Origin of the sequence: Streptomyces sp. NPDC006476 (assembly GCF_040612015.1) — a bacterium.
Lineage (GTDB): Bacteria > Actinomycetota > Actinomycetes > Streptomycetales > Streptomycetaceae > Streptomyces > Streptomyces griseorubiginosus_B.
Genome location: NZ_JBEXPK010000025.1, coordinates 77,957 through 104,954, shown reverse-complemented (window position 1 = coordinate 104,954; position 26,998 = coordinate 77,957). Strand labels below are relative to the sequence as shown.

24 protein-coding genes are annotated in these 26,998 nt (G+C 70.5%); 7 read left to right on the top strand and 17 right to left on the bottom strand.

The window, feature by feature from the left end; all coding sequences use genetic code 11:
- Positions 1–2: 2 nt before the first annotated feature.
- From ABZZ74_RS27365 to ABZZ74_RS27340, 6 genes are all read right to left on the bottom strand, one after another.
- Positions 3–449 carry a hypothetical protein gene (locus ABZZ74_RS27365; RefSeq protein ID WP_356769240.1) on the bottom strand — a complete coding sequence of 149 codons (447 nt, stop codon included), beginning with the start codon at positions 447–449 and terminating at the stop codon, positions 3–5.
- 19 nt (positions 450–468) lie between these two features.
- Positions 469–1,017, bottom strand: a complete 549-nt coding sequence (locus ABZZ74_RS27360) for an RNA 2'-phosphotransferase (protein ID WP_356769238.1) — start codon at positions 1,015–1,017, stop codon at positions 469–471.
- A gap of 122 nt (positions 1,018–1,139) precedes the next feature.
- Positions 1,140–2,078, bottom strand: coding sequence for a MerR family transcriptional regulator (locus ABZZ74_RS27355; RefSeq protein ID WP_356769236.1), 939 nt, complete (start codon positions 2,076–2,078; stop codon positions 1,140–1,142).
- The gene (locus tag ABZZ74_RS27350) at positions 2,075–2,944 is read right to left on the bottom strand and encodes a metal-dependent hydrolase (RefSeq protein WP_356769234.1); all 870 of its coding nucleotides are present in this window, start codon (positions 2,942–2,944) and stop codon (positions 2,075–2,077) included. Before ABZZ74_RS27350 ends, ABZZ74_RS27355 begins: the two co-directional genes overlap by 4 nt.
- Positions 2,941–4,698 carry an SDR family oxidoreductase gene (locus ABZZ74_RS27345; protein ID WP_356769232.1) on the bottom strand — a complete coding sequence of 586 codons (1,758 nt, stop codon included), beginning with the start codon at positions 4,696–4,698 and terminating at the stop codon, positions 2,941–2,943. Before ABZZ74_RS27345 ends, ABZZ74_RS27350 begins: the two co-directional genes overlap by 4 nt.
- Positions 4,695–5,537 carry a M24 family metallopeptidase gene (locus ABZZ74_RS27340; RefSeq protein ID WP_356769230.1) on the bottom strand — a complete coding sequence of 281 codons (843 nt, stop codon included), beginning with the start codon at positions 5,535–5,537 and terminating at the stop codon, positions 4,695–4,697. Before ABZZ74_RS27340 ends, ABZZ74_RS27345 begins: the two co-directional genes overlap by 4 nt.
- A gap of 235 nt (positions 5,538–5,772) precedes the next feature.
- Between ABZZ74_RS27340 and ABZZ74_RS27335 the strand changes: the two genes are divergently transcribed.
- The 5 genes from ABZZ74_RS27335 to ABZZ74_RS27315 all read left to right on the top strand — a co-directional run bounded on the left by ABZZ74_RS27335 (position 5,773) and on the right by ABZZ74_RS27315 (position 9,552).
- Entirely contained in the window at positions 5,773–6,735 is a 963-nt protein-coding gene (locus ABZZ74_RS27335) for an ABC transporter ATP-binding protein (RefSeq protein ID WP_356769310.1), read from the top strand.
- On the top strand, positions 6,725–7,633 hold the full coding sequence (locus ABZZ74_RS27330) for an ABC transporter permease (protein WP_356769228.1): 909 nt from the start codon (positions 6,725–6,727) through the stop codon (positions 7,631–7,633). The genes ABZZ74_RS27335 and ABZZ74_RS27330 overlap by 11 nt, the downstream gene beginning before the upstream one ends.
- A complete protein-coding gene (locus ABZZ74_RS27325) occupies positions 7,630–8,541 on the top strand; it encodes an ABC transporter ATP-binding protein (RefSeq protein ID WP_356769226.1) in 912 nt (303 codons plus the stop codon). Before ABZZ74_RS27330 ends, ABZZ74_RS27325 begins: the two co-directional genes overlap by 4 nt.
- Before the next feature lie 10 nt (positions 8,542–8,551).
- The gene (locus tag ABZZ74_RS27320) at positions 8,552–9,271 is read left to right on the top strand and encodes an ABC transporter permease (protein ID WP_356769224.1); all 720 of its coding nucleotides are present in this window, start codon (positions 8,552–8,554) and stop codon (positions 9,269–9,271) included.
- A gap of 80 nt (positions 9,272–9,351) precedes the next feature.
- On the top strand, positions 9,352–9,552 hold the full coding sequence (locus ABZZ74_RS27315) for a hypothetical protein (RefSeq protein ID WP_208777941.1): 201 nt from the start codon (positions 9,352–9,354) through the stop codon (positions 9,550–9,552).
- Between the two features lie 406 nt (positions 9,553–9,958).
- Here the strand turns inward: ABZZ74_RS27315 and ABZZ74_RS27310 are convergent, their stop codons facing one another.
- From ABZZ74_RS27310 to ABZZ74_RS27270, 9 genes are all read right to left on the bottom strand, one after another.
- A complete protein-coding gene (locus tag ABZZ74_RS27310; protein WP_356769222.1) occupies positions 9,959–10,759 on the bottom strand; it encodes an HAD family hydrolase in 801 nt (266 codons plus the stop codon).
- On the bottom strand, positions 10,756–12,033 hold the full coding sequence (serS, locus tag ABZZ74_RS27305; RefSeq protein WP_356769220.1) for a serine--tRNA ligase: 1,278 nt from the start codon (positions 12,031–12,033) through the stop codon (positions 10,756–10,758). The genes ABZZ74_RS27310 and serS overlap by 4 nt, the downstream gene beginning before the upstream one ends.
- Before the next feature lie 551 nt (positions 12,034–12,584).
- Positions 12,585–13,517: a prephenate dehydratase gene (gene pheA / locus ABZZ74_RS27300; RefSeq protein WP_356769218.1), complete on the bottom strand. Its 933-nt coding sequence runs from the start codon at positions 13,515–13,517 to the stop codon at positions 12,585–12,587.
- 140 nt (positions 13,518–13,657) lie between these two features.
- Entirely contained in the window at positions 13,658–14,947 is a 1,290-nt protein-coding gene (gene efeB / locus ABZZ74_RS27295) for an iron uptake transporter deferrochelatase/peroxidase subunit (protein WP_356769216.1), read from the bottom strand.
- 8 nt (positions 14,948–14,955) lie between these two features.
- Complete coding sequence (locus ABZZ74_RS27290; protein WP_356769214.1) at positions 14,956–16,869, bottom strand: copper resistance protein CopC; 1,914 nt, start codon at positions 16,867–16,869, stop codon at positions 14,956–14,958.
- Positions 16,870–16,883: 14 nt separating this feature from the next.
- Positions 16,884–17,327, bottom strand: coding sequence for a copper chaperone PCu(A)C (locus ABZZ74_RS27285; RefSeq protein ID WP_356769308.1), 444 nt, complete (start codon positions 17,325–17,327; stop codon positions 16,884–16,886).
- A 5-nt stretch (positions 17,328–17,332) separates the two neighbouring features.
- Entirely contained in the window at positions 17,333–17,986 is a 654-nt protein-coding gene (locus ABZZ74_RS27280; RefSeq protein ID WP_356769212.1) for an SCO family protein, read from the bottom strand.
- Between the two features lie 79 nt (positions 17,987–18,065).
- Positions 18,066–18,794 carry a YcnI family protein gene (locus ABZZ74_RS27275; protein ID WP_356769210.1) on the bottom strand — a complete coding sequence of 243 codons (729 nt, stop codon included), beginning with the start codon at positions 18,792–18,794 and terminating at the stop codon, positions 18,066–18,068.
- Positions 18,795–19,003: 209 nt separating this feature from the next.
- Positions 19,004–19,810, bottom strand: a complete 807-nt coding sequence (locus ABZZ74_RS27270) for a hypothetical protein (protein ID WP_356769208.1) — start codon at positions 19,808–19,810, stop codon at positions 19,004–19,006.
- Positions 19,811–20,043: 233 nt separating this feature from the next.
- On the opposite strand from ABZZ74_RS27270, the gene ABZZ74_RS27265 reads away from it, so the two are divergent.
- Both ABZZ74_RS27265 and ABZZ74_RS27260 read left to right on the top strand, forming a co-directional pair.
- The gene (locus ABZZ74_RS27265; protein ID WP_356769206.1) at positions 20,044–20,490 is read left to right on the top strand and encodes an ATP-binding protein; all 447 of its coding nucleotides are present in this window, start codon (positions 20,044–20,046) and stop codon (positions 20,488–20,490) included.
- Positions 20,491–20,699: 209 nt separating this feature from the next.
- A complete protein-coding gene (locus ABZZ74_RS27260; protein ID WP_356769204.1) occupies positions 20,700–21,602 on the top strand; it encodes an alpha/beta hydrolase in 903 nt (300 codons plus the stop codon).
- Between the two features lie 45 nt (positions 21,603–21,647).
- Here ABZZ74_RS27260 and fxsT read toward each other — a convergent pair whose 3' ends face one another.
- Together fxsT and ABZZ74_RS27250 are read right to left on the bottom strand one after the other, a co-directional pair.
- Positions 21,648–25,610, bottom strand: a complete 3,963-nt coding sequence (fxsT, locus tag ABZZ74_RS27255; protein ID WP_356769202.1) for an FxSxx-COOH system tetratricopeptide repeat protein — start codon at positions 25,608–25,610, stop codon at positions 21,648–21,650.
- Between the two features lie 89 nt (positions 25,611–25,699).
- The gene (locus ABZZ74_RS27250) at positions 25,700–26,953 is read right to left on the bottom strand and encodes a TIR-like protein FxsC (RefSeq protein ID WP_356769200.1); all 1,254 of its coding nucleotides are present in this window, start codon (positions 26,951–26,953) and stop codon (positions 25,700–25,702) included.
- Positions 26,954–26,998 lie beyond the last annotated feature (45 nt).

Sequence of the window (26,998 nt, the reverse complement as noted above, 5' to 3'; positions counted from 1 at the left end):
GGTCATCGCACGCGGCCGCTGAGCCAGGGCGTGAGGGTGAGCATCGGCACGTACTCGCGATGCGTACGGTCCCCGGGCAGCGGCACGATCAGGAAGTGGCCGGGCAGAAAGCGGCGGCTCTTGACGTGGGCGCGATCGTCGAAGAGGGACCGGAGGAAGGCGGGGACGTCGTCGCGGGCGACGTCGGGGCACTGGACGCCCTCGACTTCGATCAGCGCGTCGTCGTCCGGGTAGAGCCGCACACTCACCCGGGGCAGTCCGCCGAACTCGGCATACGCCTCGTGGGGAAGGGAGCCGTCCGGATCGGTGGTGACACCGATGCCCGCGGCGGTGCGGCGGGAGGTCTGGTCGGCGCCGATGTCGTGGCTCACCTCGATCTCGCGCCCGTACTCGGCCGCGATGGCGCGAAGGGCGTTGACGGCGGCCTGGGTGGTGGGGAGACGGTCCATACCTTGGATCATGCAGGGCTCAGTGCGCTTCGGGGAACCTCAGGTGCCGCGGCGGTACGGCCTGCGTCAGCCACACGCCGTTGGCGCTGACGTGGAAGACATGGCCGTCGCGGTGCATGCCGCCCGCGTCCACGGAGAGCACGACGGGCCGTCCGCGCCGTGCGCCGACCCGGGTCGCCGTCTCGCGGTCGGCGGAGAGATGGACGTCGTGCCGGTTCATGGGGCGCAGCCCCTCGGCACGGATCGCGTCCAGGTTGCGGGCCACGGTGCCGTGGTAGAGGTACGGCGGCGGGGTCGCCGGGGGGAGACCCAGTTCGACCTCGATGCTGTGGCCCTGACTGGCGCGGATCCGGGTGCCGTCGATCGCGAAGCGCTTCTTGTCGTTGTGGGCGACCACATGGTCGAGTTCGTCGCGGGTGAAGCGGAAGCCGTGGGCGGCGGCCGCGGCGATCAGCACGTCGATCTCGACCCAGCCGGCCTCGTCCAGCGTGAGCCCGATCCGCTCGGGCTGGTGGCGCAGGTGCTTCGAGAGGTACTTGGACACCTTGACGGTGCGTCTTTCATCCATCCGCTCAGCATGACGGGAGAGACGCGCATCACGCAGATTATTTTCGCGCGGAGGTTTGATCCACAACCAACTGTAGTTATCCACAGGCTACTTGGTAGTTCTGTGGACAACTCCCCGACAAGTCAGCCCTCTTCGTCAAGATCGACTGGGGGCCCACCCCTTGACGTGAGCGCGTCCAACTCCCGCGCCCGCACCTCCCGTTCAGCCGCCAGCGCCACGAACTGGGCCACCCGCTCCGCCCCAACCAGTCCCTCCACCGCCCGGATTGTCTCCTCGGGCAGGAATACGGAGCGTGACACCGCCCGCTCCTCCGGCATCTCGTCCCTCTCCAACTGCCGCCGGAGATGCCGCACCGCCAACGACCGCATCGCCCGCGCCAGTTCCGCGTCCACCGTCTGCTGCGCCAGCGGCCGCAGCCGCCGTACCAGGGAGGCCGCCTCGGCCGCGTCCGCGTCGGTCGGACGGTGCGGTCCCCGCAGATAGCGAGCGAACACGTGCTCCGTGGTGAACTCCAGGAAACGGGCGGCGATGTGCTCGACCTGTCCCCTCAACTCCCGCAGATGACCGGAGATCGCGGACAGCGGCACGCCCGCGGCGTACAACTCGGCCGCGACGGCGAGCTCTTGGGGGCTGGGCACGAGGAAGAAGCCCTCGTCGCCGGGCACCGGCTCCAGCACCCCGAGCTCCACCGCCTCGGCGACCGCCTGGTCGTCGGGGGAGCCGCCGAACCGTTCGGCCAGCTCGGTGCGTGAGATCCGTACCGCCTCCTCGTCGGACCACGGCCCGTCCACCTCGGCGACCAGCCCCAGCACTCCGCCGAGCCCCCGGCCGGCGTCCCACGCCTCCAGGAGCTCCCTGATGGACGCCAGGGTGTAGCCGCGGTCGAGGAGGTCGGCGATCTGGCGCAGTCGGACGAGATGGGCCTCGGAGTAGACGTTGGCACGGCCACGGCGTTCGGGACGGGGGAGCAGCCCGCGGTCCTGGTAGGCGCGGATCGTACGGACCGTGGCGCCGCTGCGGTGCGCCAGATCCTCGATCCGGTATCCGGCCGTCCCGCTCACGCCGCCGTCCCCGCGGCGGGTGACCTGCGCAGGTACGCGACCGCGCGGCTCAACGAGCCTTCCCGCGAAGGGTGGTAGGACCGCCGGAAGTACCGCGGAATCGCCGCTCCGAGGTCCTTCCAGGCCGGCAGCAGACCTTTGCGCACGGCCTTGTTGTGCTCTGCCAGGGAGTAGCGGGCACGGCCGGGGAGCTGCGGGTCGTGGTGCATCAGGTACGCCGTTCCCCATACCCACAGGTACAGCATCACGGGCGCGGTCACGGCCATCGCGGCGAGGCGGCGGGCGTAACGGGGCGCGCCGGTGCCGCCGCAGTGCTGGTACATGTCGAAGGCGACCGCCCGGTGTTCGACCTCCTCGGCGCCGTGCCAGCGCAGCAGGTCGAGCATGACCTCGTCGGCGCCGGCCGCGTCGAGGCCGTCGGCGGTCAGGATCCAGTCGCCGAGCACCGCCGTGAACTGTTCGATCGCGGCGACGACCGCGAGCCGGAAGCGCAGCCACTCGCGCGCGGGCAGCGGCGCGTTCAGCGGAGGCCGCTCGCCCAGCAGCCTCTCGAAGAGGAAGTCGACGTACCGGGTGAAGTCCGCGGTGTCGAGCCGCAGGGCCGCCAGGTGGTCCAGCACGTACGCGTGCTGCACGCTGTGTGTGGCCTCCTGGCCCATGAACCCCCTGACGTCCGCGAGCAGTTCGGGATCCGTGACCAGCGGCAGCCCTTCCTTGAACACCTTCACGAACCACCGCTCACCCGCCGGCAGCAGCAGGTGCAGCACATTGATCACGTGCGTCGCGGTCGGCTCGCCCGGTATCCAGTGCAGCGGCGTGCGCGACCAGTCGAAGGACACCCGCCGGGGCGTGATCGGCGCGCTCACAGCGGTGGCTCCAGTCGTGCGATCGCCCGCAACGCGCGCGGGGTGAGGCGGGACATGAGCCGGGCGCCCCGCGCCTCGGGGGTGACGGGCACGACGGCCTGGTTGCGCACGACCGCCTTCAGGATCGCGTCGGCGACCTTCTCCGGCGGGTAGTTCCTCAGGCCGTACAGCCGTGCCGTCCTTTTCTGTCGCCGCTTCTCCTCCTCCGCGTCCACGCCCGCGAAGCGCGCGGTGGAGGTGATGTTCGTGTTGACGAAGCCGGGACATATGGCGCTCACGCCGATTCCCCGACCGGCGAGTTCGGCGCGCAGGCACTCGCTCAGCATCAGCACCGCCGCCTTGGAGGTGCTGTAGGCGGGCAGCGCCCTGGACGGCTGGTAGGCCGCCGCCGACGCGGTGTTGACGATGTGGCCGCCCTGGCCGCGCTCGGCCATCTGCCTCCCGAAGAGCCGGCAGCCGTGGATGACCCCCCACAGGTTGACGTCGAGGACCTTCCTCCAGTCCTGCGGGGTCGTGTCGAAGAAGGAGCCGCCCAGGCCGATCCCCGCGTTGTTGACGAGGACGTCCACCACGCCGTACTCGGCGGCGACCTTGTCGGCGAGCTTCTCCATGGCCTGCTCGTCGGAGACGTCGACCGTCTCCGCCCACGCCTCGCGAGCACCGATCAACCGGGACAGTTCCGCGGTGCGCGCGGCGGCCTCGGCGTCCCGGTCGACGGCTACCACGCGCGCGCCCGCCTCGGCGAACGCGAACGCCGTGGCCCGGCCGATGCCGCTGCCCGCGCCGGTGACCAGCACGAGCTGCCCGCCGAACCGGTCGGCGTACCTGCCGGTGGCCGCCGGTTCGCTCCTGCCTCCCTCGGTGGCGGTGACGAACTCGGTGATCCAGGCGGCCAGTTGGTCGGGCCGGGTGCGTGGGATCCAGTGCTTGGCCGGCAGCGTGCGGCGGGTCAGCCGGGGAACCCACTGCTCCAGTCCGTCGTAGAGGCGTTCGGAGAGGAACGCGTCCCCCAGGGGCGTGATGAGCTGCACGGGCGCGTGCGCGTAGGCGTCGGCGCGCGGCCTGCGCAGTCGGGCGCGGACGTTGTCCCGGTACAGCCACGCCCCGTGCGCCGCGTCCCGGGGCAGCGAGGAGGTGGGGTAGTCGCCGCCGGGCACCTTCTCAAGGCGCTGAAGGATGGCGGGCCAGCGCTTGCCGAGGGGGCCGCGCCAGGCCAGCTCGGGCAGCACGGGCGTGTGCAGCAGGTACACGTACCAGGACTTGGCGCCCTGGCCGAGCAGCTGGCCGACGCGGCGCGGGGTGGGCCGCTTCAGGCGGCCGTCGATCCAGTGGCCGAAGTGGTCCAGGGACGGGCCGGACATCGACGTGAAGGAGGCGATGCGTCCCTCGGTGCGCCGGACGGTGACGAACTCCCAGGACTGCACCGAGCCCCAGTCGTGCCCCACGACGTGCACCGGGCGGTCCGGGCTGACGGCGTCGATCACCGCCAGGAAGTCGTCGGTCAGCTTCTCCAGGGTGAAGCCGCCGCGCAGGGGCCGCGGCGCCGTCGAACGGCCGTGTCCGCGGACGTCGTACAGCACGACGTGGAAGCGGTCGGCCAGCCGTGGGGCCACCTCGGACCACACCTCCTTGCTGTCCGGGTAGCCGTGCACCAGCACGACCGTCGGCCGCCCGGGATCGCCCAGTTCGGCGACGCACAACTCGATGCCCCCGGTGTGCACCCGGCGCTCGCGCGCGCCCTCCAGTGCCGTCACTTCTCCTCCGCCCAGCGCCGCACGTGCGGCAGATCGTCGTCCAGCCAGAAGGCGCTCTGCAGGGGATCCCGCGAGTCGGTCACGACCAGGATCTCCTCGAACTTCGCACCCGTGCCCCGGAAGCCGAGATGGGGCTCCACCGCCCACAGACCCGGCTGCGGCGGGTGGTCGGAGAAGCGGTGGGGCGACCACAGCGGCGACCAGCCCTCGCGGTGACCGCGCAGCGCGTCGGAGGCGAGGCCCTTGAGCGCGTGGGTGCCGAACCCGAAGACGTGCGGTGACCAGCGATGCCGCTTCACCCGGTCGACCTTGTGGGCGATCACGCCGAAGGGGTAGGCGCGGTGCCGGTTGGCGTAGCCCTGGCGGACCATGAGGCGGTCCACGTCCTCGTAGATCTCGCGCAGCGGGCGCCGCTCGCGCACCTCGCGCAGGATCAGCTCCCGGTGCGCCTCCAGGTCCGCCATGAGCCGGTCCTGCACCGGGTTGGGGCCGAGGGAGCCGGAGTAGCCGATGTCCGCGGTGCAACCGTCGAGGACGGGAGCCATGTCGAGGATGAACGGCATTCCCGGCTCCAGGCGCCGGTCGGTCGGGAAGAACTGCAGGGGGACGCGGAAGTTCACGAACGCGGTGCGGTCGCCGAACCAGGCGAAGGGCAGATGGAACCAGTCCCGCACGCCCCGCTCGCGCAGCCAGGACCGCTGCATGCGGGCCGCCTCCCGCTCGGTCACCCCCGGTCGCAGCCGGGCGGCGACCGCCTCGGCGCACTCGTAGGCGAGGCGCTGCACCCTTCTGAACCCCCTCAGCCGCGCCGAGAGTTCGCCCGTCACTGCCGTCGTCATGCCACCGCCCACCCTCGTCGTACCTCGACCGCGGTACGTGTCCGTAACGTGACACCGGTGAATGTGACAGTTGTCAGTGGCTGCGTCAACAGCCGGGTTCCGGGCTGTGGATAACTCTGCGTAGCTCTCAGGTAGGGGAATCCCCCATGGACCCGTACGTCTGGAGACTGAGACGAAGACGGCCCTCGGGTCTGACTACAGGGGTGGTCCAGGTCACTACCTTCGAAGCGTGACTGTGATCGCGACCGAAAGCCTGAGCAAGCGGTTCCCCCGGGTGACCGCGCTTGACCGGCTCTCCGTCGACGTCGGGCCCGGTGTGACCGGACTCGTCGGAGCGAACGGAGCCGGCAAGTCCACACTGATCAAGATCCTGCTGGGTCTGTCCCCCGCCTCCGAGGGCCGAGCCGAAGTGCTCGGGCTCGACGTCGCGACCAAGGGTGCCGCCATCCGCGAGCGTGTCGGCTACATGCCGGAGCACGACTGCCTGCCGCCGGACGTCTCGGCGACCGAGTTCGTCGTGCACATGGCCCGTATGTCGGGCCTGCCGCCGACCGCCGCCCGCGAGCGCACCGCCGACACCCTGCGCCACGTCGGCCTGTACGAGGAGCGCTACCGCCCCATCGGCGGCTACTCGACCGGCATGAAGCAGCGCGTGAAGCTCGCGCAGGCCCTGGTGCACGACCCGCAGCTGGTCTTCCTGGACGAGCCGACCAACGGCCTCGACCCGGTCGGCCGTGACGAGATGCTCGGCCTGATCCGCCGCATCCACACCGACTTCGGGATCTCGGTCCTGGTCACCTCCCATCTCCTGGGCGAACTCGAACGCACCTGCGACCACGTCGTCGTCATCGACGGCGGCAAGCTGCTGCGTTCCAGCTCCACCACGGACTTCACCCAGACCACGACCACCCTCGCGGTCGAGGTCACCGACACCGACGCGCACCCCGACGGCACGCGCGCGGTGCGCGAGGCGCTGCACGCGCGCGGGGTGACCGTCGAGGCGGGCAGCGGCCTGCCGGGCGCGGGCCACATCCTGCTGCTGACCGCGCAGGGCGAGGAGACCTACGACCTGGTCCGTGACGTCGTCGCCGACCTGGGCCTGGGCCTCGTGCGCATGGAGCAGCGCCGGCACCACATCTCGGAGGTCTTCACCACCGAGGACGAGCAGCGCAAGGAGGCGGCAGTCAATGGCAGTTGAGCACCCCACGGCCGCTGTACCGGGTGACCAGACCCGCATCCACAACATCGGCTACCGCAACTACGACGGCCCCCGCCTCGGCCGCTCCTACGCCACCCGTTCCCTCTACTCGCAGTCGCTGCGCGGCGCCTACGGCCTCGGACGCTCCATCAAGTCCAAGGTGCTGCCGATGCTGCTGTTCGTGGTGATGTGCGTGCCCGCGGCCATCATGGTCGCCGTCGCGGTCGCCACCAAGGCCAAGGAACTGCCCGTCGACTACACGCGCTACGCGATCATCATGCAGGCCGTCATCAGCCTGTACGTCGCCTCGCAGGCGCCCCAGTCCGTCTCCCGGGACCTGCGCTTCAAGACCGTCCCGCTGTACTTCTCGCGGCCGATCGAGACCGCCGACTACGTCCGCGCGAAGTACGCGGCGCTGGCCTCCGCGATGTTCGTCCTCACCGCCGCCCCGCTGATCGTGCTCTACGTGGGTGCGCTGCTGGCCAAACTCGACTTCGCCCACCAGACCAAGGGGTTCGCACAGGGGCTGGTCTCCGTGGCACTGCTCTCCCTGCTCTTCGCCGGCATCGGCCTGGTCATCGCCTCGGTGACGCCCCGGCGCGGCTTCGGCATCGCGGCCGTCATCGCCGTACTGACCATCTCCTACGGCGCCGTCTCCACGCTGCAGGCCATCGCCGACGCGCAGAACAGCAGCGGCGCCATCCCCTGGATCGGGCTCTTCTCGCCCGTCACGCTCATCGACGGCGTCCAGTCGGCCTTCCTCGGCGCGAGTTCGGCGTTCCCCGGCGCGGTCGGCCCCAGCAACGGCGAGGGCGCGGTGTACGTGCTGGTCGTCCTGGGCCTGATCGCCGCCTGCTACGGCCTCCTGATGCGCCGCTACAAGAAGGTGGGACTGTGACCACGCTCTCCATCGACCACGTCTCCCGCTGGTTCGGCAACGTGGTCGCCGTCAACGACATCACCATGACCATCGGCCCCGGCGTCACCGGCCTGCTCGGCCCCAACGGCGCCGGGAAGTCGACCCTCATCAACATGATGGCGGGCTTCCTCGCCCCCTCCACCGGCACCGTCACCCTCGACGGCGAGCAGGTGTGGCGCAACGAGGCGGTCTACAAGCACATCGGCATCGTCCCCGAGCGCGAGGCGATGTACGACTTCCTCACCGGACGCGAATTCGTCGTCGCCAACGCGGAGTTGCACGGTCTGGGCGAGAAGGCCGCCCAACGGGCTCTCGCGACGGTCGAGATGGAGTACGCGCAGGACCGCAAGATCTCCACCTACTCCAAGGGCATGCGCCAGCGCGTGAAGATGGCGTCCGCGCTGGTCCACGACCCCTCGCTGCTCCTGCTGGACGAGCCCTTCAACGGCATGGACCCGCGCCAGCGGATGCAGCTGATGGACCTGCTGCGGCGCATGGGCGACGAGGGCCGCACGGTGCTGTTCTCGTCCCACATCCTCGAAGAGGTCGAGCAGCTCGCCTGGCACATCGAGGTCGTCGTGGCCGGACGGCACGCGGCCAGCGGCGACTTCCGCAAGATCCGCCGGCTGATGACCGACCGCCCGCACCGCTACCTGGTCCGCTCCAGCGACGACCGCGCCCTCGCGGCCGCGCTGATCGCCGACCCGTCCACGTCCGGCATCGAGGTCGACCTCGCGGAGGGCGCGTTGCGCGTCCAGGCCGTCGACTTCGGCCGCTTCACCGCCCTGCTGCCCCGGGTCGCCCGTGACCACGGCATCCGGCTGCTCACGGTCTCGCCGTCCGACGAGTCCCTCGAGTCCGTCTTCTCTTACCTGGTCGCGGCGTAGGAGGCCGAAGATGTACGACCCCACAGTCGCCCGGCTCACCTACCGGGCCCTGCTCGGCCGGCGCCGGGCCCTCATCCTGGGGGCACTGCCCCTGCTGCTCATCGTCATCTCCGTCGTCGTCCGCGCCCTCGCCGGAGCCGACGACCAGACGGCCTCCGACCTGCTGGGCGGCCTCGCGCTCGCCACGATGGTGCCCATCATCGGTGTCATCGCCGGTACGGGCGCGATCGGCCCGGAGATCGACGACGGCTCGGTGGTGTACCTGCTGTCCAAGCCGCTCAAGCGTCCGACGATCATCTTCACCAAGCTGATCGTGGCGATCGCGGTCACGATGGTCTTCTCGGCGCTGCCGACCTTGATCGCCGGGTTCATCCTCAACGGCAACGGCCAGCAGATCGCGGTCGCCTACACGGTCGCGGCCCTGGTCTCCTCGATCGCGTACGCGGCGCTGTTCCTGCTGCTGGGCACGGTGTCCCGGCACGCGGTGGTCTTCGGACTCGTCTACGCCCTCGTCTGGGAGGCCCTGTTCGGCTCCCTGGTGCCCGGTGCGCGCACGCTCAGCGTCCAGCAGTGGTCGCTGGCCGTCGCCCACAAGGTGGCCGGCGGGGACCTGGTGACCTCGGACGTCGGTCTGACCACGGCGACGGTGTTCCTGGTCGTGGTGACCGTCCTGGCCACCTGGTACGCGGGACAGAAGCTGCGGTCGCTGACGCTGGCGGGCGAGGAGTAGACGCAGGCCTTGTTGACAGGGACTTCACCCCTGTCCGGGCACACTGGGCAAAAGGGAAGAGTGGGCTGAGAGGAATGGGGATGGCAGACAACTGGGACGATCTCGTCCTGGACGAGAACTTCATACGGTCCGCCGAGACGACCGAACCCTCAGCCCGCGCCCGGATGCTCGCCGCCCGCTGGCGCACCGAGGAACCGGAGCCGCAGCCCTGGCGCTCCGACGAGCCGCCCGCCGGGTGGTTCTTCAGCAAGGGGCGCCGCCGGAAGTGGCGTCGGCGGTAGACCGTCGTACGGCCGTTTTATTCGGTGGCGTCCAACTCGTCCGACAGGCACAGTGGCTGTGTCCACACCGCCGGACGACGAGTCCGGCGCCACGTTCTGGGAGAGGAGCCGGCGATGTCCATGCACGACAGTCCGTCGAGCCCCCGCCAGGGCAGTTCACGGAGGACTCCGGTGTAGTTACCCCACCGTCGAGTCCACTTTCAGCAACTGCCCGGGGCGGCCGCTTCGAGCACGCGGCGCGCTGCGCCGGCGTGGGCCGCCTTCCCTGTCGCCCCCTGCTGCAAGGGGGCACCCACCGCTGGAGCGGCACGGGCCGGTCGCGCGACTAGGCGCCGACAGGTGCCGCTGCGCCCACCCGTGCCGCTCCAGCGGCGCGACTGCCCGCAGCTGCGTGGACCTGAGGCGGCTACGCCAACAACCGCTCCAGCACCACCGCGATCCCGTCCTCCTCGTTGGAGGCCGTCACCTCGTCGGCCACCGCCTTGAGCTCCTCGTGGGCGTTGGCCATGGCCACCCCGTAGGACGCCCAGGCGAACATCGGGATGTCGTTCGGCATGTCGCCGAAGGCGATGGTCTCCGCCGCCTTCACACCGAGCCTGCGCGCCGCCAGCGACAGTCCCGTCGCCTTCGACAGACCCAGCGGCAGCAGTTCCACGATGCCCGCGCCCGCCATCGCCACTGTGACGAAGCCACCGGCGGCTTGGCGGGCCGCCTCGGCCAGTTCGTCGTCGCCGAGCGTCGGATGCTGTATGTAGATCTTGTTCAGCGGGGCGGCCCACAGGTCGGCCGCGTCCGTGAACGGAACGGCGGGCAGTGAGCCGGTGACCGCGTACCCCGGACCGACCAGGACGTCGCCGTACAGCCCGTCCCGGCTCGCCGCCAGGTGCAGGGGGCCGACCTCCGCCTCGATCTTGGCCAGGGCGAGACCGGCCAGCTGCCGGTCCAGCGTCACGGACGTCAGAAGCCGGTGCTCCTTGGCGTCGTAGACCTGGGCGCCCTGACCGCAGACGGCGAGGCCGTCGTAGCCGAGGTCGTCGAGGATGTGCCGGGTCCACGGCGCTCCGCGGCCGGTGACGACGATGTGCGCGGCGCCCGCCGCGGCGGCTGCGGCGAGCGCGTCACGGGTGCGCCGCGAGACCGACTCGTCGGAGCGCAGCAGCGTTCCGTCCAGGTCGGTCGCGACCAGCCGGTAGGGGAAGTCGGTCACTTGGCGACCGGCTCCAGGACCTCCCGGCCGCCCAGGTACGGGCGCAGTACCGGCGGCACGTACACGGAGCCGTCGGCCTGCTGGTGGTTCTCCAGGATCGCCACGATCGTGCGCGGTACGGCGCACAGCGTGCCGTTGAGCGTCGCCAGCGGCTTGACCTGCTTGCCGTCACGGACGCGGATCTGCAGCCGCCGGGACTGGAACTCGGTGCAGTCCGAGGTGGAGGTCAGCTCGCGGTACTTGCCCTGGGTCGGGATCCACGCCTCGCAGTCGAACTTGCGGGCGGCCGAGGCGCCGAGGTCGGCGGAGGCCACGTCGATGACGCGGAACGGCAGCTCCAGCGAGCTCAGCCACTGCTTCTCCCACTCCAGCAGCCGCCGGTGCTCCGCCTCGGAGTCCTCGGGGGCGACGTAGGAGAACATCTCCACCTTGTCGAACTGGTGGACGCGGAAGATGCCCCGGGTGTCCTTGCCGTGCGAGCCGGCCTCGCGGCGGAAGCACGGCGAGAAGCCGGCGTAGCGCAGCGGCAGGCGGTCGGCGTCGAGGATCTCGTCCATGTGGTACGCGGCGAGAGGGACCTCGGAGGTGCCGACCAGGTAGAGGTCGTCGTTGTCGAGGTGGTAGACGTCCTGGGCCGCCTGGCCGAGGAAGCCCGTGCCCGCCATCGACTGGGGGCGCACCAAGGCGGGCGTCAGCATCGGCGTGAAGCCGGCTGCTGTGGCCTGGGCGATCGCGGCGTTGACGAGCGCCAGCTCGAGCAGGGCGCCGACGCCGGTGAGGAAGTAGAAGCGGGAGCCGGAGACTTTGGCGCCGCGCTCCACGTCGATCGCGCCGAGCAGGGTGCCGAGCTCCAGGTGGTCCTTGGGCTCGAAGCCCTCGGCGCCGAAGTCGCGGATCGTGCCGTGCGTCTCGAGGGTGACGAAGTCCTCCTCGCCGCCGACGGGCACGTCGGGGTGGACGAGGTTGCCGAGCTGGAGCAGCAGCTCCCGGGCCTCGGCGTCGGCCGCGTCGCGCTCGGCGTCGGCGGCCTTCACGTCGGCGGCGAGCTGGCCGGCCTTCTTCAGCAGCTCGGCCTTCTCGTCACCCGAGGCCTTGGGGATCAGCTTGCCGAGCTGGCGCTGCTCGGCGCGGAGCTCGTCGAAGCGGACGCCGGAGGACCTGCGCCGCTCGTCGGCAGACAGGAGAGCGTCGACGAGCGCGACGTCCTCTCCACGGGCGCGCTGGGACGCGCGCACACGGTCGGGGTCCTCACGGAGCAGGCGAAGGTCAATCACGTGGCCAAGGCTACCGGTGCGGGGATACGGCTCACGACTCAACCATTCCAACGATCACGAAAAGACCTTTACATGGCGTTATGGGTGAAATGCGCAGGGTGTCAATAAAAGGTGTCCCACTCCCCGAGACGGATCATGCCGTCGGCGTCGGGTTGACCTGAATCCCTTGTGCGGAGCGGGATTTGGGGATCGGTTGTCCACAGGGGTCCACACTCTCGGAAGAGTTATCCACAGGCTGTGCGGAGGATCTGTGGATTTCGGAATTGATCACTCCGAAACCGGGAGATCACGGTGAGGATTCCCTGCCCAAACCAGGTCTTACCCTCACTTTCGAGCGGAAAGTGGTCGCCCCAAAGGATTGCCTAAAGGAAACGAGTGGACGAACGGTGATGTGCTCGCATGTGGACGCGGCAGGGGTCGGAGGGCAGATTTGTCGACACGGTCGCCCCTTGATGTCGACTTGTCCCCAGGTCGAGAAGCGGACCTGTGGATAACTCCTGTGGATAACGAAAATCTGCAGGTCGGACTGGTCTACAGCGTCCGTTAACACGCTAGAAACGTCCGTCCTGGCAGCGCGCCACCCAGTCCGACGCCGCCACGAACTCCTCGTCCGAGGTCCCGGCCCGTGGAGCGCTCACGTCCTCGACGCCGACGTCCGCACGCGGGTACGAACCGAGGAACCGCACCTCCAGGCAGATCCGCTTCAGCCCCATCAGGGCCTCGGCCACCCGGCGGTCGGAGATATGGCCCTCGGCGTCGATGCAGAAGCAGTAGTTGCCGATGCCGGCGCCGGTCGGACGGGACTGGAGCAGCATCAGGTTGATGCCGCGGGTGGCGAACTCGCCCAGCAGATCGCGCAGACCGCCGGGGTGGTCGTCACGCTGCCACAGCACGACCGAGGTCTTGTCCGCGCCGGTCGGGGCCGCCGGACGGGCGGGCCGGCCGACCAGCACGAAACGGGTCTGGGCGTTCTCGGCGTCGTGGATGCCGGTCTCCAGCGCGTCCAGCCCGTACAGGGCGGCGGCGAACTCACCGGCGAAGGCGGCGTCGTACTGACCCTCCTGGACCAGCCGGGCCGCGTCCGCGTTCGAGGCGGCCGACTCCCAGTGCGCGTCCGGGAGGTTCGCGCGCAGCCAGTTGCGCACCTGCGGCTGGGCGGCCGGGTGCGCGGAGACGGTCTTGACGTCCGACAGCTTCGTGCCGGGCCTGACCAGCAGCGCGAAGGTGATCGACAGCAGCACCTCGCGGTAGATCATCAGCGGCGCGCCCGCCACCAGCTCGTCGAGGGTGGTGGTGATCCCGCCCTCTACGGAGTTCTCGATCGGCACGAACGCGGCCTCGGCCTCGCCGGAGCGGACCGCGTCGAGGGCGGACTGGACGGACACGTACGGGACCAACTCCCGCGTGGCCGCCTCGGGCAGCGTGCGCAGGGCGGCCTCCGTGAAAGTGCCCTCGGGACCGAGATAGGCGTAGCTCGCAGGCATGACCTCACCCTAATGGCCCTTGTAGAAGACGGCTCACGCGTCTCGGAGAAGCCCTTCGCGCAGCCCACGCGTCCCCGTCAAGCCCCTCCGTACGTCCCACGCGCCCCCGCCGAGCCCTTCCGCACCGCCCACCCGGCCCGTCACCCCTCCAGCAGCGCCTGACCCACGTACTCCCCCTTCGCCGCGCCGCCCGGCACCGCGAACAGGCCGCTGGACTCGTGGCGGACGTACTTCGACAGGGCGTCCCCGCGGTCGAGCTTGCGCTGGATGGTGACGAAGCCGCGCAGCGGGTCGGCCTGCCAGCAGACAAAGAGCAGGCCCGCGTCCGGCACCCCGTCGGCGTCGATGCCGTCGTGGTAGGAGAACGGCCGCCGCAGGATCGCCGCCCCGCCGTTCTGGTCGGGCCGGGTGATGCGGGCATGGGCGTTGACGGGGACCACGTACTCGCCCTTGGCGTCCGTCTTCTCCAGGTCCATCGCGGTCGTCTCCGAGCCGCCCGACAGCGGCGCGCCGTTGGACTTGCGGCGCCCGATGACGTTCTCCTGGGCGGTGAGCGAGAGCTTCTCCCAGTCGTCCAGCAGCATCCGGATGCGACGTACGACAGCGTAGGAGCCGTTCGCCATCCAGGACGGGTCCTTCGAGCCGGACGCCGGCACGAAGACGCGCTGGTCGAAGTCGGCGTCCGTCGGCTTGGGATTGCGCGTGCCGTCGAGCTGGCCCATGAGGTTGCGTGCCGTCATGGGGTGGGCCGTGGCGCCCGGGGTGCGGTTGAAGCCGTTCATCTGCCAGCGGACCTTCGCCGCGCTCCCGGCGTCCTTCTGGATCGCGCGCAGGGCGTGGAAGGCGACCAGGGCGTCGTCGGCGCCGATCTGCACCCACAGATCGCCGTCGCTGCGGGCCTTGTCGAGCTGGTCGGAGGAGAAGTCGGGCAGCGGGTCGAGGGAGACGGGCCGCTGCTTCTCCAGACCGGTCCGGGCGAAGAAGCTGTGCCCGAAGCCGAAGGTGATCGTCAGCGACGAGGGCCCGGCGTCGCGGGCCACGTCCGTGTCGTCGCTCGCCGCCGGTTCGCCCGCCATGAACCGCTCTGCCGTCGCCGACCAGCGGCGCAGCAGTGCGGCCGCCTCCTTGCGGCCGGCGCCCGCCACCAGGTCGAAGGCCACCAGGTGGCCGCGCGCCTGGAGACCGTCGGTGATGCCGGGCTGATGTTTCCCGTGAAACATTGCCATGTTCGCGCCGACGGAGGCCAACGGAGTGGCCTCGGAGGGTGCCGCCGCATACCCCACGGCACCCCCTGCCGCGCCGAGCACGAGCCCGGTGGCGCCCGCGGTGCCGAGCAGGGCGCGGCGCGAGATGCCGTCCCGGGCGGGGGTCTGCGGAGGGACACCCGTGTCGAGCTGGGTCCGGGCCTCCGGACTGGTCTGGTCAGCCATGGTGCGGTTCAGCCGATCTGCGCGTTCTTGGAGACGGTCACCTGGTCGATGTCGGAGGTGCGCACGGTGACGGCGACCTTCCAGTCGCCGGCCATCGGGATCTGCACCCCGTTCGCCGCCCAGTGCCCGGTGGTGACGTGGTCGGGAGAGACGGGCAACGGCCCGATCTTCTTGGCATCGAGGGTGAAGGCGACCTTCACCTCGGGGACGTCGAAGGCGCGGCCGTTGGGCCGGGTGACGTAGACGTGCATCTCGTTGGCGCCCACGCCCGCGGGATCGAGGTCGACCGACACCACGCCCTTGCCGTCGGTGCCGCCCGTGTCGAAGGGCATGGTCAGCGTGAGCGCGCCGGAGGAGGAGTCCGACGCGGAGGAGGAGGCCGACGAGGAGTCGGCGGCGGCCTTGGCGTCCTGCTCGGTACGGCCCGGCTCGGTCTGCGTCAACACCGTGGTGACGGCGAGCAGTACGACGGCCACCCCCGCCTCGGCGAGCACGGAGCGCCGCAGCCCGAACCGGTGGGGGTCGGCGTCGCGCTGCTGCTTCTGCCGTGCCGTGTCCATGGCCGCCTGCTGGCGGGCGAGCTGAGCGGCCCGCTTGGAGTCGCCGGTGGCCTTCGTCCCGCCCGCGGTCCCCTTCTTCCCGCCGGCGCCCGCGCTGACGTGCTCCTTCTCCCGCTTGCCCGCCTTGGCAGGCACGGTGTCCACCAGCCGGGCCGTCCAGCGCCGCGAGATCGACGCGATGCCGACGAGCAGCGCCACGAGCCCGATCTTGACGAGCAGCAGCTGTCCGTACGCGGTGTCGGTGAACGCCGACCAGGAGCCGAGCTGGCGCCAGGACTGGTAGACGCCGGTCGCCACCAGCGCCAGGACACTGCCGAAGGCGACGGTCGAGAAGCGCCGTACCGCGGAGGCCTCGATCGGGGTCGGGGAGCGGTACAGGGCGACCAGCAAGGCGGTGAGTCCGCCCAGCCAGGCCGCGACGGCCAGCAGATGGACCACGTCGACCGGCATGGCGATCCCCGGCTGCAGTCCGGTCGAGGCGTGCTCTGCCATCGCCCAGCTCGCCGCGAGCCCGGCGGACACCACGACCCCGCCGATCGCGAGCCCGAACGTCAGGTCCCGCTTCTCGTCGTCCTCGCGCTTGTCGTACGCACCGAACAGCACGGCGATGAACAGGGCCGCCGCGGCGAGCAGCAGCAGCCGGGACACCAGCGCCGCGCCCGTCTTGGTCTGCAGCACCTGTCCCAGCAGGCTCAGGTCGAAGATGTCGCCGACCTTGCCCGTGCTGGTGTACGAGCCGCGCAGGAGGAGCAGCAGAAGGGTCGCCGCGGTGAGCGAGAGCCACCCCGAGACCACGAGCCGCTGCAGTGGCCGTACGCCCGATCCGCGCTGCCAGCAGCCGAGGACGAAGGCCGCGCCGCCGACCATCACGATGAAGCCGGCGTACGACATGTACCGCCCGAAGCCGTACAGCCAGCCGACGACCCCACCGCCGACCTCCTGGCCGACCGCCTTGACGGAGGTCTTGGACGGGGCGCCGATGGAGAAGGTGAAGGCACCGGCGACGGGGTGGCTGTCCGCCGACACGACCTGCCAGGACACCGTGTAGGTGCCGTCGGCCAGCCCGCTGTGCAGGGGCACGGCGTATGTGGTGCCGCTGATGTTCGACGGCTTGGCGGTGTCGACCCGCTTGCCCTTGGGATCGAGCACGCGCAGGGAGTCGGAGTTGGTGGCGACCCTCTCGGAGAAGGTCAGCGCGACCTCGGTGGGAGCTTTGTCGACCACCACCCCCTGCGCGGGGTCGCTTCCGGTCAGCGCGGCGTGCGCCGAGGCCGGTCCGGCACCGGCGAGCAGCGCGCCGGCGACGGCCAGGAACAGCAGCACCAGGGCCCGCAGTCGGCGGGGGGTGATGGTCGGTGTCACGGTCGTGCCTTCCCTCAGTGGCCGGTCGCAGGGTTGTACGTCGCCGACTTCACCGGCATCTCGATCGTGATGGGATCGGATGTGGCGAAGTGCAGTTCGACGGTCACCTTCTCGCCCTGCACCGGCTTCCGCTTCAGGTTCTCGAACATCAGGTGGTTGCCGCCGCTCTTGAACACGAGTTGACCGTGCGCGGGCACATCCAGGGACGTGACCTGCTCCATGGACTGCCCCACGGTCTCGTGGAGGGTGACACGGGCGGAGGCGCCGCTGCTGACGGAGGTCAGCTCGTCCTTGGCGCCGCCCTTGTTGACGACGGTGAAGAAGCCCGCGGCCATGTCGCCGGTGACCGGCTGGGGCATGTAGGCGGAGCTGACGGACAGTTCGGGCTTGGTGTCGCCGGAGCCGCCGCAGCCGGTCAGGGCCAGCGTCCCGGTGATCAGCAGGGCCGTGGGGGCTATCCGGTTCACGGGTTCTGCCCCTTGATGATCTTGGGTAGATCCTTGGTGTAGTCGTCGACGGTGGCGTCCTCGCCGTACAGGACGTAACCGCCGTCGGTCTTCGGCGAGAACGCGATGACCTGGGTGCCGTGGACCGAGACGACCTTGCCGGTCTTCTTGTCCTTGTGGGTCGGCTCGATCGAGATGCCGAGGGTGCGGGCGCCGGCCTGGATGGTGGCGAAGTCGCCGGTCAGGCCGATGAACTGCGGGTCGATGCCCTTGAGCCACTTGCCCAGCTCCGACGGGGTGTCACGGGCCGGGTCGGTGGTGACGAACACGACCCGCAGCTTGTCCTGCTCGGCCTTGGGCAGTTGCTTCTTGGCGACGGCGATGTTGTTCATCGTCAGCGGGCAGATGTCCGGGCAGTGGGTGTATCCGAAGTAGATCAGCGTGGGCCGGCCCGCCGTCTCCTTTCGGAAGTCGTACTTCTGCCCCTTGGTGTCGGTGAGCACCAGATCCGGCTTCTCGAACGGCTGGTCGAGGACCGTCGCCGCCTTCTGCGAGGAGTCCTCGGAGACCACGGCGACGGGTGAGTCGCCGCTGTCACCACTGCCGCAGGCGGAGAGGGTCAGGGTGGCGGCGGCGAGCAGCGCGGCCGCGGCGAACGTCTTCTTGCGCATAGAAAAATGTCCCAGATGTGAGAGTCCCGGTGTGCACCGGGGGTCGCACCCCCCCGGTGCACACGGCGGATCGAGGGCTTCAGGCGTCGGTGCGCCGACGGCCGGCGAGGACGCCGTAGGCGACGCCCAGCGCGCCCACGGCGATGCCGACGACGCCGAGCACGCGCGCGGTGGTGTCGGTGCCGTCGCCGGTGTCGCCGGAGGAGTCCGCAGCGGTCGTGGTGGTCTTGTCGGAGGCGTCCTCGGCCGTCGCCGTGCCGTGACCGTCCCCGGAGGCGGCGGACAGGGTGAGGACGGGAGCCGGGTTCTCGGGCTCCTCCTGGCCGTCCTGCCGTACCTCGATCCAGCGCACGACCTCGTTGTCGGAGTACGTCTGCAGCGCCTTGAAGACGAGTTCGTCGGTGTCCTCGGGCAGGGCGCCGACGGAGACCGGGAACTTCTGGAAGTAGCCGGGCTCGACGCCCTTGTCCTCGGCGGTCCAGGTGATCTTGGAGACGGCTTCGTTGATCTTCTCGCCGTGCATCTCGACCGGCTTGGCCAGCTTGGACTTGGTGACCTGGATCTTCCAGCCGGCCATCGGCTCCGGCAGGGCGGAGGCCAGCGGGTGGTCGGTCGGGAAGGTGACCTCGAGCCTGGTGGTCGAGGCGTCGTCGCGCTCGTTGGGGACCTTGAAGTCGATCACCGCGTAGCCGCCCTTGGCGGCCGTGCCCTCCGGCTGCACGCTGACGTGCGCGAACGCGGGGGCGGACAGGGCCAGCACCGCGGCGCCGGCGAGGGCGCCGGTGGCGGCGAGACGAGAAGCCTTCATGGCAGGGAGCACTCCACTTCGAGTGAGGTTCCGTGATGACGAGGGGTACGCGCGTGTGGCCGTCACCGCGGTCGAAGACCTGGGCAACGCGGGCACGCGCGTGTGCGCCGCGCGACGGCGGCCCTGTCATCCGAAAAAACGGAAACCGGAAACCGGAAACCGGAGACCAGGAACCGGGAACTCGAAACCGGAGGGGCGGTCGCGTCGCGTCAGGCGGTGAGGGCGTACGCGACGGCCGGCGGGCCGCGCCGGATCACCGAGTGCTGGAGTGCGGCGGTACGGGGCTTCGGCGGCGCGAGCAGCGCGGTGCGCGGCGGTCGCGGGCCCGCCTCGGGGGCGGTCGGCAGTCCGGCGCGCAGGGCGCGCACCAGGGCGAGGGCGGCGCGCAGCGACCGTACGAGCGCCCCGTCGGCCAGGGAGCCGGCGGACAGGGCCATGAGCCGGAGCAGCGCGAGGTCGCCGCGGCGCAGCAGCCAGCCGGCGGCGACGGCCGCGAGGACGTGACCGAGCAGCATCGGCAAGGACGGCAGCAGTGTGGTCGTCGGGGACAGCGCGTCCGTCGGATGGCGCATGGAACTCATGTCCATGGCCGGGGTGGTGGACAGCCGGGCGTCGGCGAGGATCCGCCGGGCGTGCGCCGGAGTGATCGCCGCCGTCGTCGTGCCGCACACCAGCCGTGCCGCGCGTTCGACCAGCGAGGTGTCGGTCGACGTCATCGCCATCCCGCTGGAGGCCGAGGCGCTCTGTCCCAGCCCGAACAGCGTGTGCAGCACGGTCTGGCCGAGCGCCAGCAGCGCGGCGATGCCGGGCAGCGAGCGCTCGCGGCCGGCGAGCGGCGCCGCGACCAGGAGGACCCCAAGGAACCCCGCGCCCAGCGTCCACAGCGGAACGGTGGCGCAGGAGGCCAGCGTGTGACCGCCCGCGGCCAGCACGACGCAGACCGCGGCGAACACCGCGGCCCGCAGCATCCGGATGTCTCGTCCGGAGCGCGCCGTGCGCTGGTGGGGGTTGGTCATGGCGCGCTCATCATCCCATTGGCCGTACGGCCGCCACACGGCAGGTCCGCAAGGTCGTGTCCGGGCGGGAAGATCACCCTCTGGTGTGAGTCGATGGGGGCTGACCACACATACACCTATTCCGACCTGGATGCATCGACCATATGGGCGGTATCACGTCAACTCCGTGCTTACACACGGCCACGCGCGGCAATAAGAAACGGTATGTCGAGCCGCGGCCGGGAGGCTGGAGCATGAGCATCTGGTGGTCACTCCACTTGCGGCGGGAAGCTGCGAGCGTTCCTCTCGCGCGACGGCTGCTGCTCGGCACGATGGAGACGGCGGGCGTCGACCCCGACGTCTCCTACGACCTCTCGGTCGCGCTGAGCGAGGCCTGCGCGAACGCCGTGGAGCACGGCGGCGACGCGGCGCGGGGCGCGTCCTCGGAGGCGTACCGGGTCACCGCCTATCTCGACGGCGAGAAGTGCCGCATCGAGGTCACCGACTCCGGACCCGGCATCTCCGGCTCCGCCCCCGTCCGTCCGGCCCGCACCGACGCCGAGCACGGCCGGGGCCTCTGCCTCATCCAGGAACTCGCCGACCACGTCCACATCGGCGACAAGCCGGGCCGCGGCGGCACGGTGGTGAGCTTCGACAAGATCCTCAAGTGGCGCGAGGACGCGCCGTTGATGGCGGTGTGAGGATCCGACGGCATGACTGCGGGGGGACCGGTCTGCATACTGGCCAGACTGCGGAGTCGGTGCCCGTCCGGCAGACACGGTCCGGCCCGGCGCGCAGACGGGCGGACGTATCGCTGACGGCATCCGCGGTGCGCCGCGCACCACTGGGGCCGACGCCGGTCGGTCCGCTGTCGGAGTCAGGGGAACGCCGGGCTGCAGGGGGACTGTCAATGGCGTGGACGGTATGCGCGGCGGACGGGCGGCGGCTCTCGGTGGAGGATCGCGGTGATCCGCGGGGCCGCCCGGTGTTTCTGCTGCACGGCACTCCCGGCAGCAGGCTGGGGCCCGCGCCGCGGCCGTCGGTGCTCTACCGCATGGGCGTCCGCCTGATCACGTTCGACCGGCCGGGATACGGCGACTCCGACCGCAGGCCGGGACGCACCGTACGCGCCGCGGCCGAGGACGTGAGCCTGATCGCCGACGCCCTGGGGATCGACCGGTTCGGTGTGGTGGGCCGCTCCGGTGGCGCCCCGCACGCCCTCGCCTGCGCGGCCCTGCTCCCGGACCGTACGGCACGGGCCGGGGCGCTGGTGGGCCTCGCACCCCCGGACGCCGCCGACCTGGACTGGTTCGACGGCATGACCGAGGCCAACGTCCACGCTTACGTCAACGCGGCCGCGGGGCGGCAGCGGCTCACCGCCGCGCTGGGGCGCCGGTCGCTGACGATCCGCGCGGACCCGGCGGCCTCCGTCGCCGAGATGCGCAGCGAACTGCCCGAGTCCGACCGCTGGATCGTCGCGGACGCCGGCATCCAGGCCATGCTGGAGCGCAACTTCGCCGAGGGGCTGCGCAGTTCCGCGGACGGCTGGGTGGACGACGTCATGGCGTTCAGCACCAGTTGGGGCTTCGACCTCTCGGGCATCACGGCCCCCGTCTACCTCTGGCACGGGGAGGAGGACATCTTCGCCCCTGTGGCCCACACGCGCTGGCTCGGCCGCAACATCCCCGGTGCCCGGGTCGAGGTCGAACGCGACGCGGCCCACTTCGGCGCGCTGCGTGTGATGACCCGCGTCATCGGCTGGGCCTCGCAGCACAAGGGGGAGGAACAGCGGCGGTCGTGGCACCGGGGGTAGCACGGGTGGCCGAGGCCCGGCGTGCGGGGCAGCCAGGACGCCCTGTCACACCTGCTGCGGCTCCAGGTCCCGGTCGATCCGCCGCCAGGCCACCGTCGCCTCGCTCAGCGGGTGTGTCTCGCCCAGTCGCTGGATCAGTGCGGTCTCCGCCTCGTGGTGGAGTTCCGTGGCCTCGGTTCCTCGGCCCAGGTCGCGCAGGGTGATCGCGAGGTTGGCCATGCTGCTCACGGTGTCGGGATGGGTGGGACCGAGCCGTTTGCGCAGGCCGGCCATGGTCAGTCGCTCCCAGTGTTCCGCCTCCTCGTGCCGGCCGAGGTCGGCCAGGGTGTTGGCCAGGCTGGTCCCCGCGCTGAGGGCGGCCGGATGGAGGTTGCCGAGGGCTCCCGCCAACGCGGAGCGGGCCTGTTCGGCCAGGTCGGCGGCCGTCCGCGCGTCGCCCTGGGCCCGGTGATAGACGGCCAGGTTGTTGATGCAGAACATCGTGAACGGATGGTCGGCGCCGAAGGAGTTCCGGTACCCCTCCAGCACGTCCGTGACCTGCTGCACGGCCCGCGCAGCTCCCTGACCGGGGTCGGTGGCCAGGTAGTCGGCGGCGAGGTTGAGCCCGCAGGCGAGTTCCTCGGGGATGGAGCGGCCGTACCGGTCACGGGAGCGGGCATGGGTCTCCCAGGTCTGCTCGCTCAGCCGCAGCGCCTCCTGGTGCCGCCCGGCCCTGCGCAAGGACACGGCAAGGCTCTTGTCGACCCGCAGCACCTCCGGCACGTACGGGTTGAGGACCTGCCCGAACAACTCGCGCACCTCCTGCAGGATCCGCACGGACTCGTCGTACTCGCCGAGCTCCCTAAGGTCGCGGGCGTAGTGGCTGCGCGTGGTCAGCGTGTAGGGGTGCAGGGGACCCAGGAGCGCGGTACGGCGTCGGACGGTGTCCTCGTCCAGCCGTCGGGCGGCCTTGCTTTCCCCGGTCAGGCGGTAGTCGATGGCGAGGTTGTTGGCAGAGCTGAGGGTGCGCGGGTGGTCCTCGCCGAAGATCTCGCGGAAGCCGCTGTAGATGCGCTGGTCCAGTTCGAGCGCCTCGTTGAAGCGGCCGAGCGCCCTCAGATCGGCGGCCACGCTGCCGGAGGTGATGAGCAGGGACGGATGGCCCTCACCGAGGAGTCGGCGCTGCCGCTCCAAGGTGTCCTCGTCCATCTCACGGGCGGTCTGGTACTCGCCCTGGGAGCGCACGATGTTGGCCAGTTCGAAACGGAGGTTGAGTATCTGCTCGTCGTTGGAGTCGGGGAACTCGGTGCTCCAGAACTCGTTCAGCTGGGTGCCGAGGGTGCGGGCGACGTGCAGTTCGCCGCGCTTCCACAGGTAGCGCATGCGGTCCACCATCAGCTGCCGCGGCTCCTCCTCCGCGCACTCGCGGATCTGGGAGGGCACGAGGTGCGGCCAGATCACCTCGAACCCGGGCCACTGGGCGGGGTCGTCCACCGCACCTTCGGGCGGCCGCGCGGCGGCGAGGATGCGGTGCACCTCGTGAATGGTGTCGTTGAACGCCTCCGGCGCCATGCCGTCGCGGACCGCCGCCTGCACCAGGCGGTGCACCTGGATGGAGTTGTCGGTGGAGTCGACCTTGGCCAGCGCGAACCTGTTCAGCGCCTGGGTGACCTTGCCGAGCATGTACCGGGCACGCAGATCCTTGTCGTACGGCAGCAACGCCCTGATCATCGCGTCGCTGCCGACCAGCGTCATCGAGATCGGTTCGGCGGACAGGAAGCTGCACAGTTCGAGCAGCCGGGCGGCCGCGGGGGATTCCTGGCGCAGCCGGTTGATCGAGATGTTCCAGGTGGCGCCCACGGAGGACGGGTACTCCACGGCGCCGACGGCGGCCGGGACCGACAGCACCCGGGTGCTCTGCTCGCTGAGTTGTTCGATGTACTCGCCGACCGGTGTCGCCGTGGTCTCCAGCCAGGCCGCGGCGACCTCGATCGCCAGCGGAAGGTCGCCGACCGCCTCGGCGACCCGGGTCGCATCCTCGTCGCGCAGTCCGGGCACCCGCCGGGACAGGTGCTCGACGCTCTCCTCGCGCGTGAACACCTCCACCTCCACCGGCTGCACCTGGGTCGACGTGGGCTTGGTCCGGGTGGTGACCAGGAGATGGCCGTAGAGGTCGTCCGGGATCGGGGCGGTCAGGTCGACGAACCGGGTCAGCACCTGGTCCAGGTCCTCGACGTTGTCGAACACCAGCAGCCAGCGCTTGTACGGCCGTCCGGCCCGCAGTGCCTGCAGGGCGGCCAGGGCTGCTTCGTTGACGTCGTCGCCGATGCCGGGATCGAGGCGGCGGCCCAGGTCGGCGAGCTTGGGCGGGACCAGGTCGGGCTGCTCGGCGTCGACCCACCACACCAGGTCGTAGTCGGCCTTGAAGCGGTTGGCGTACTCGCGTGCCAGCTGGGTCTTGCCCACTCCGCCGAGCCCGTGCAGCACCTGCGGCAGCCGCTGGCCGGAGGAGCCGGCGACGAACTGCCGCCGCACCTGGTCCAGGATCGACGAGCGGCCGGTGAAGAACGGGTAGCGGGGCTGGACATTGGACACGCTCGTGCTGGCGTTCGGGAACCGCACGCCGTGCATGTTGCCGACCGGTCCCGGCGAGCTCGGCCGGCCCAGACCCGTGAGCAGCGCGGCGGCCGCCGAGTCCTCGTCCAGCCGCACCAGATCGATGGTGCCGTTCCGGCCGGCGTGGGGAATCTGCGGTACGTCCCCGACGCGCAGTGCGACGGGCTGGTGTTTCTGCGAACCGTCCGAGTGCATCGCGGCCTCCCAGACCGCGCGAGCCGTCCGTGAGCCGAGGAACGCGGAGGACACGACCGCGAGCACTCGTTGAGAGCCACCGGTGGATCCGGCGCCGACCTCCAGGGTCGTCATCGACCGCACGTCCTGGGAGGCCACGTCGAACCGGGACTCGCGCAGCACGGTCTCCAGCCAGTCCACCCACATCCGGTCCTCGGAGACGTACTGCAGCAGCAGCTTCGAGGGCGGCAGGGGGCGGCGGCGGGTGTAGGCCGAGACGTACTGGGCGCGCTTGACCTCGCTGATGGGCGGCAGGCCGGTCACCCGGTTCTCGGTGATGACCGCGGTCAGCCGTTCGCAGGCCGTCAGCATGGAACTGGCCACCTTGGGCGGGTCGCCGAAGGGGGCGAGGATCTCCTCGTAGGCGTAGTAGGGACGGTACGGGATCTCCACCGAGCCCCAGTAGGCGACGAGTTCGTCGGGGCTCATGCCGCTGGGCAGACCGTCGAAGCGCTCACGGGCGAGGGCCCTGCCCGCGTCCACCTTGTCCTTCTCGCCGTCGTCGATGCGCATGGCGACCGGGAGGATGCGGATCCCCTTCTCGCCGTAGCGCTCCTCGATGTCCCGGGCGACCGAGGCGGCACCGTCGATGCTCTGGTCGCTGAGGGTGTAGCAGACCACCAGCGTGCTGGGCATCTGGACGGTGCAGATGTCGGCGAGGTCGCTGTGGCCGGTGCGGCTGTCGATCAGCGTGTAGTCGTAGTAGCGCTCCATGTCCGCGCGCATCGCGTCGAAGAACTGCCCGCCGCCATAACTGCTGTAGAAGCGGTCCCAGTCCATGTTGCCGACGATCGGGTAGTCGCGGTGCCGCATGCCGGCCGACAGGAAGTCCAGGCTGCCGGGGGCCTGGAACGACCAGTCCAGGGAGATGGCGTGCGGCCGGACCCGGGCGTAGCGGCGGTGCCAGTCCGGCTCGCGGTCGGGAAGGTCGCGCAGCGCCTCGCGTCGGTAGTCGTCGATCAGGTTGATCAGGCCCGGCGTGGCCCGCAGCAGGGAGGGCCTCAGGAACGGGTGGAAGAACCTGTGCAGTCCCGGGGCCTCCAGGTCCCAGTCGACGGCGAGCACGCGATAGCCGTTGGCGGCCAGGATCCAGGCCACGTTGGCGAGAGCCATCGTGCGGCCGGTCCCGCCCTTGTACGAGTAGAAGGTGATCACTGAGCCCTTGCGGTTCTCGGTCATGGAGCCCTCCACTGTCTCGGCCTGCCCTTCCCTGTGCCGTGCCTGTCCGTGTGCTGCCCGAGTGCGTCCCGCGGGTGCTCGGCGCCCGCCTAGACGGGGTGCACCTGCCTGGGCAACCAGGGGGGATCGGCCGGCGGCCCCTTCGGCGGATATGTCATCGCGTGGGCCTCGAAGTAGCTGACGGCCTGTCGTACGGCCTTCTGCAGCTCGACGGCGAACGCCTCCAGGGTGCGGATGCCGCCGCCCGGGGACCGATGGCCCGAGCCCGCCGCCTGTCGCGTGGCCAGCAGCCGGTCGGTGAGCTCCTGCAGCTGCCGGTCCCGCTCGGGCGGGATGGTGTCGTCCTTGTGCTGGGGGATCATGACGCTGATCCACGGCCGTCGGCGCTCGGCCAGCTGTGCCATCAGCTCCTTGACGCGCGGGGAGTCCAGGGCCCACCGGTCGAGCAGCAGCAGGACGGGCGCGGTGGGCGGGCCGGAGGACAGCAGACGGTCGGCCTCGTTCTCGAAGTCGCTCACGGTGACACGGAAGTTCATGGCCCGGACGAGATCGGCGGCGTGTTCCACCAGTGAACGGGTCGAGACGGGGTGGTACGGGTTCCACTCGGTCGGGGTCTCGCCGTAGTAGTCGGGCACCCGGCCGTCCGGCAGGTCCCCGCGGCAGCGGGCGAGCACCGTGACATCGAACCCGGGTGGGTGCGCGGTGTCCCCGAACGCGCTGGGCAGCGACTCGTAGTCCCGGTAGATCTGCCCCTCTTCCAGATCGACGGCCCGGCTCGCCCGCACGATCCGCTGCGCCAGCCGGTAGACGGCGAGTTCGTACTGGTCCTTCAGATAGCTGAGTTTGGTCAGTCCGTAGAACCCCTCGGCCGCGTAGTCCTCCCCGAAGTCCGCGTGCTGGAACTGCAGGTCCTTGGCCACCTGGGGCAGTTGCGCGACTTCGACGGGCACCCATAACGCGGGGACGATGGCGCTCTCCCGGGAATCACCGCGCCGGGTGTGGCGGTATATCTCCCGCTGGGAGAAGGCCCACCACTCGCGGCCGCACTGCTCGCTGATGAAGTAGCGCGGCGAATAGAGCGGAACGAACACCTGACACCGGGCCAGGTTCTCCGACAACTCGTCCGTCCACCGCGTTCCCAGCGCCATTCCCTGGTCCAGAAACCCGGCCCTCGCCCCCACCGGTAACGACGTCATCTCCAGGATGTGGGCGCACAGGCCGTCGTAGAGCTTCTTCACCCATGCGTTGGGACCGGCGACCTCGGAGTCGTTGCGCGGGGTGTGGGCGTAGCTCAGGAAGAAGTACGGCCGTCTGTTCCTGGGGTCCTCTGCGTCCACTCGCACGAATGCCCCCCGATGAGCCGCCGACGGAGCTTCAGTGTAGGAACC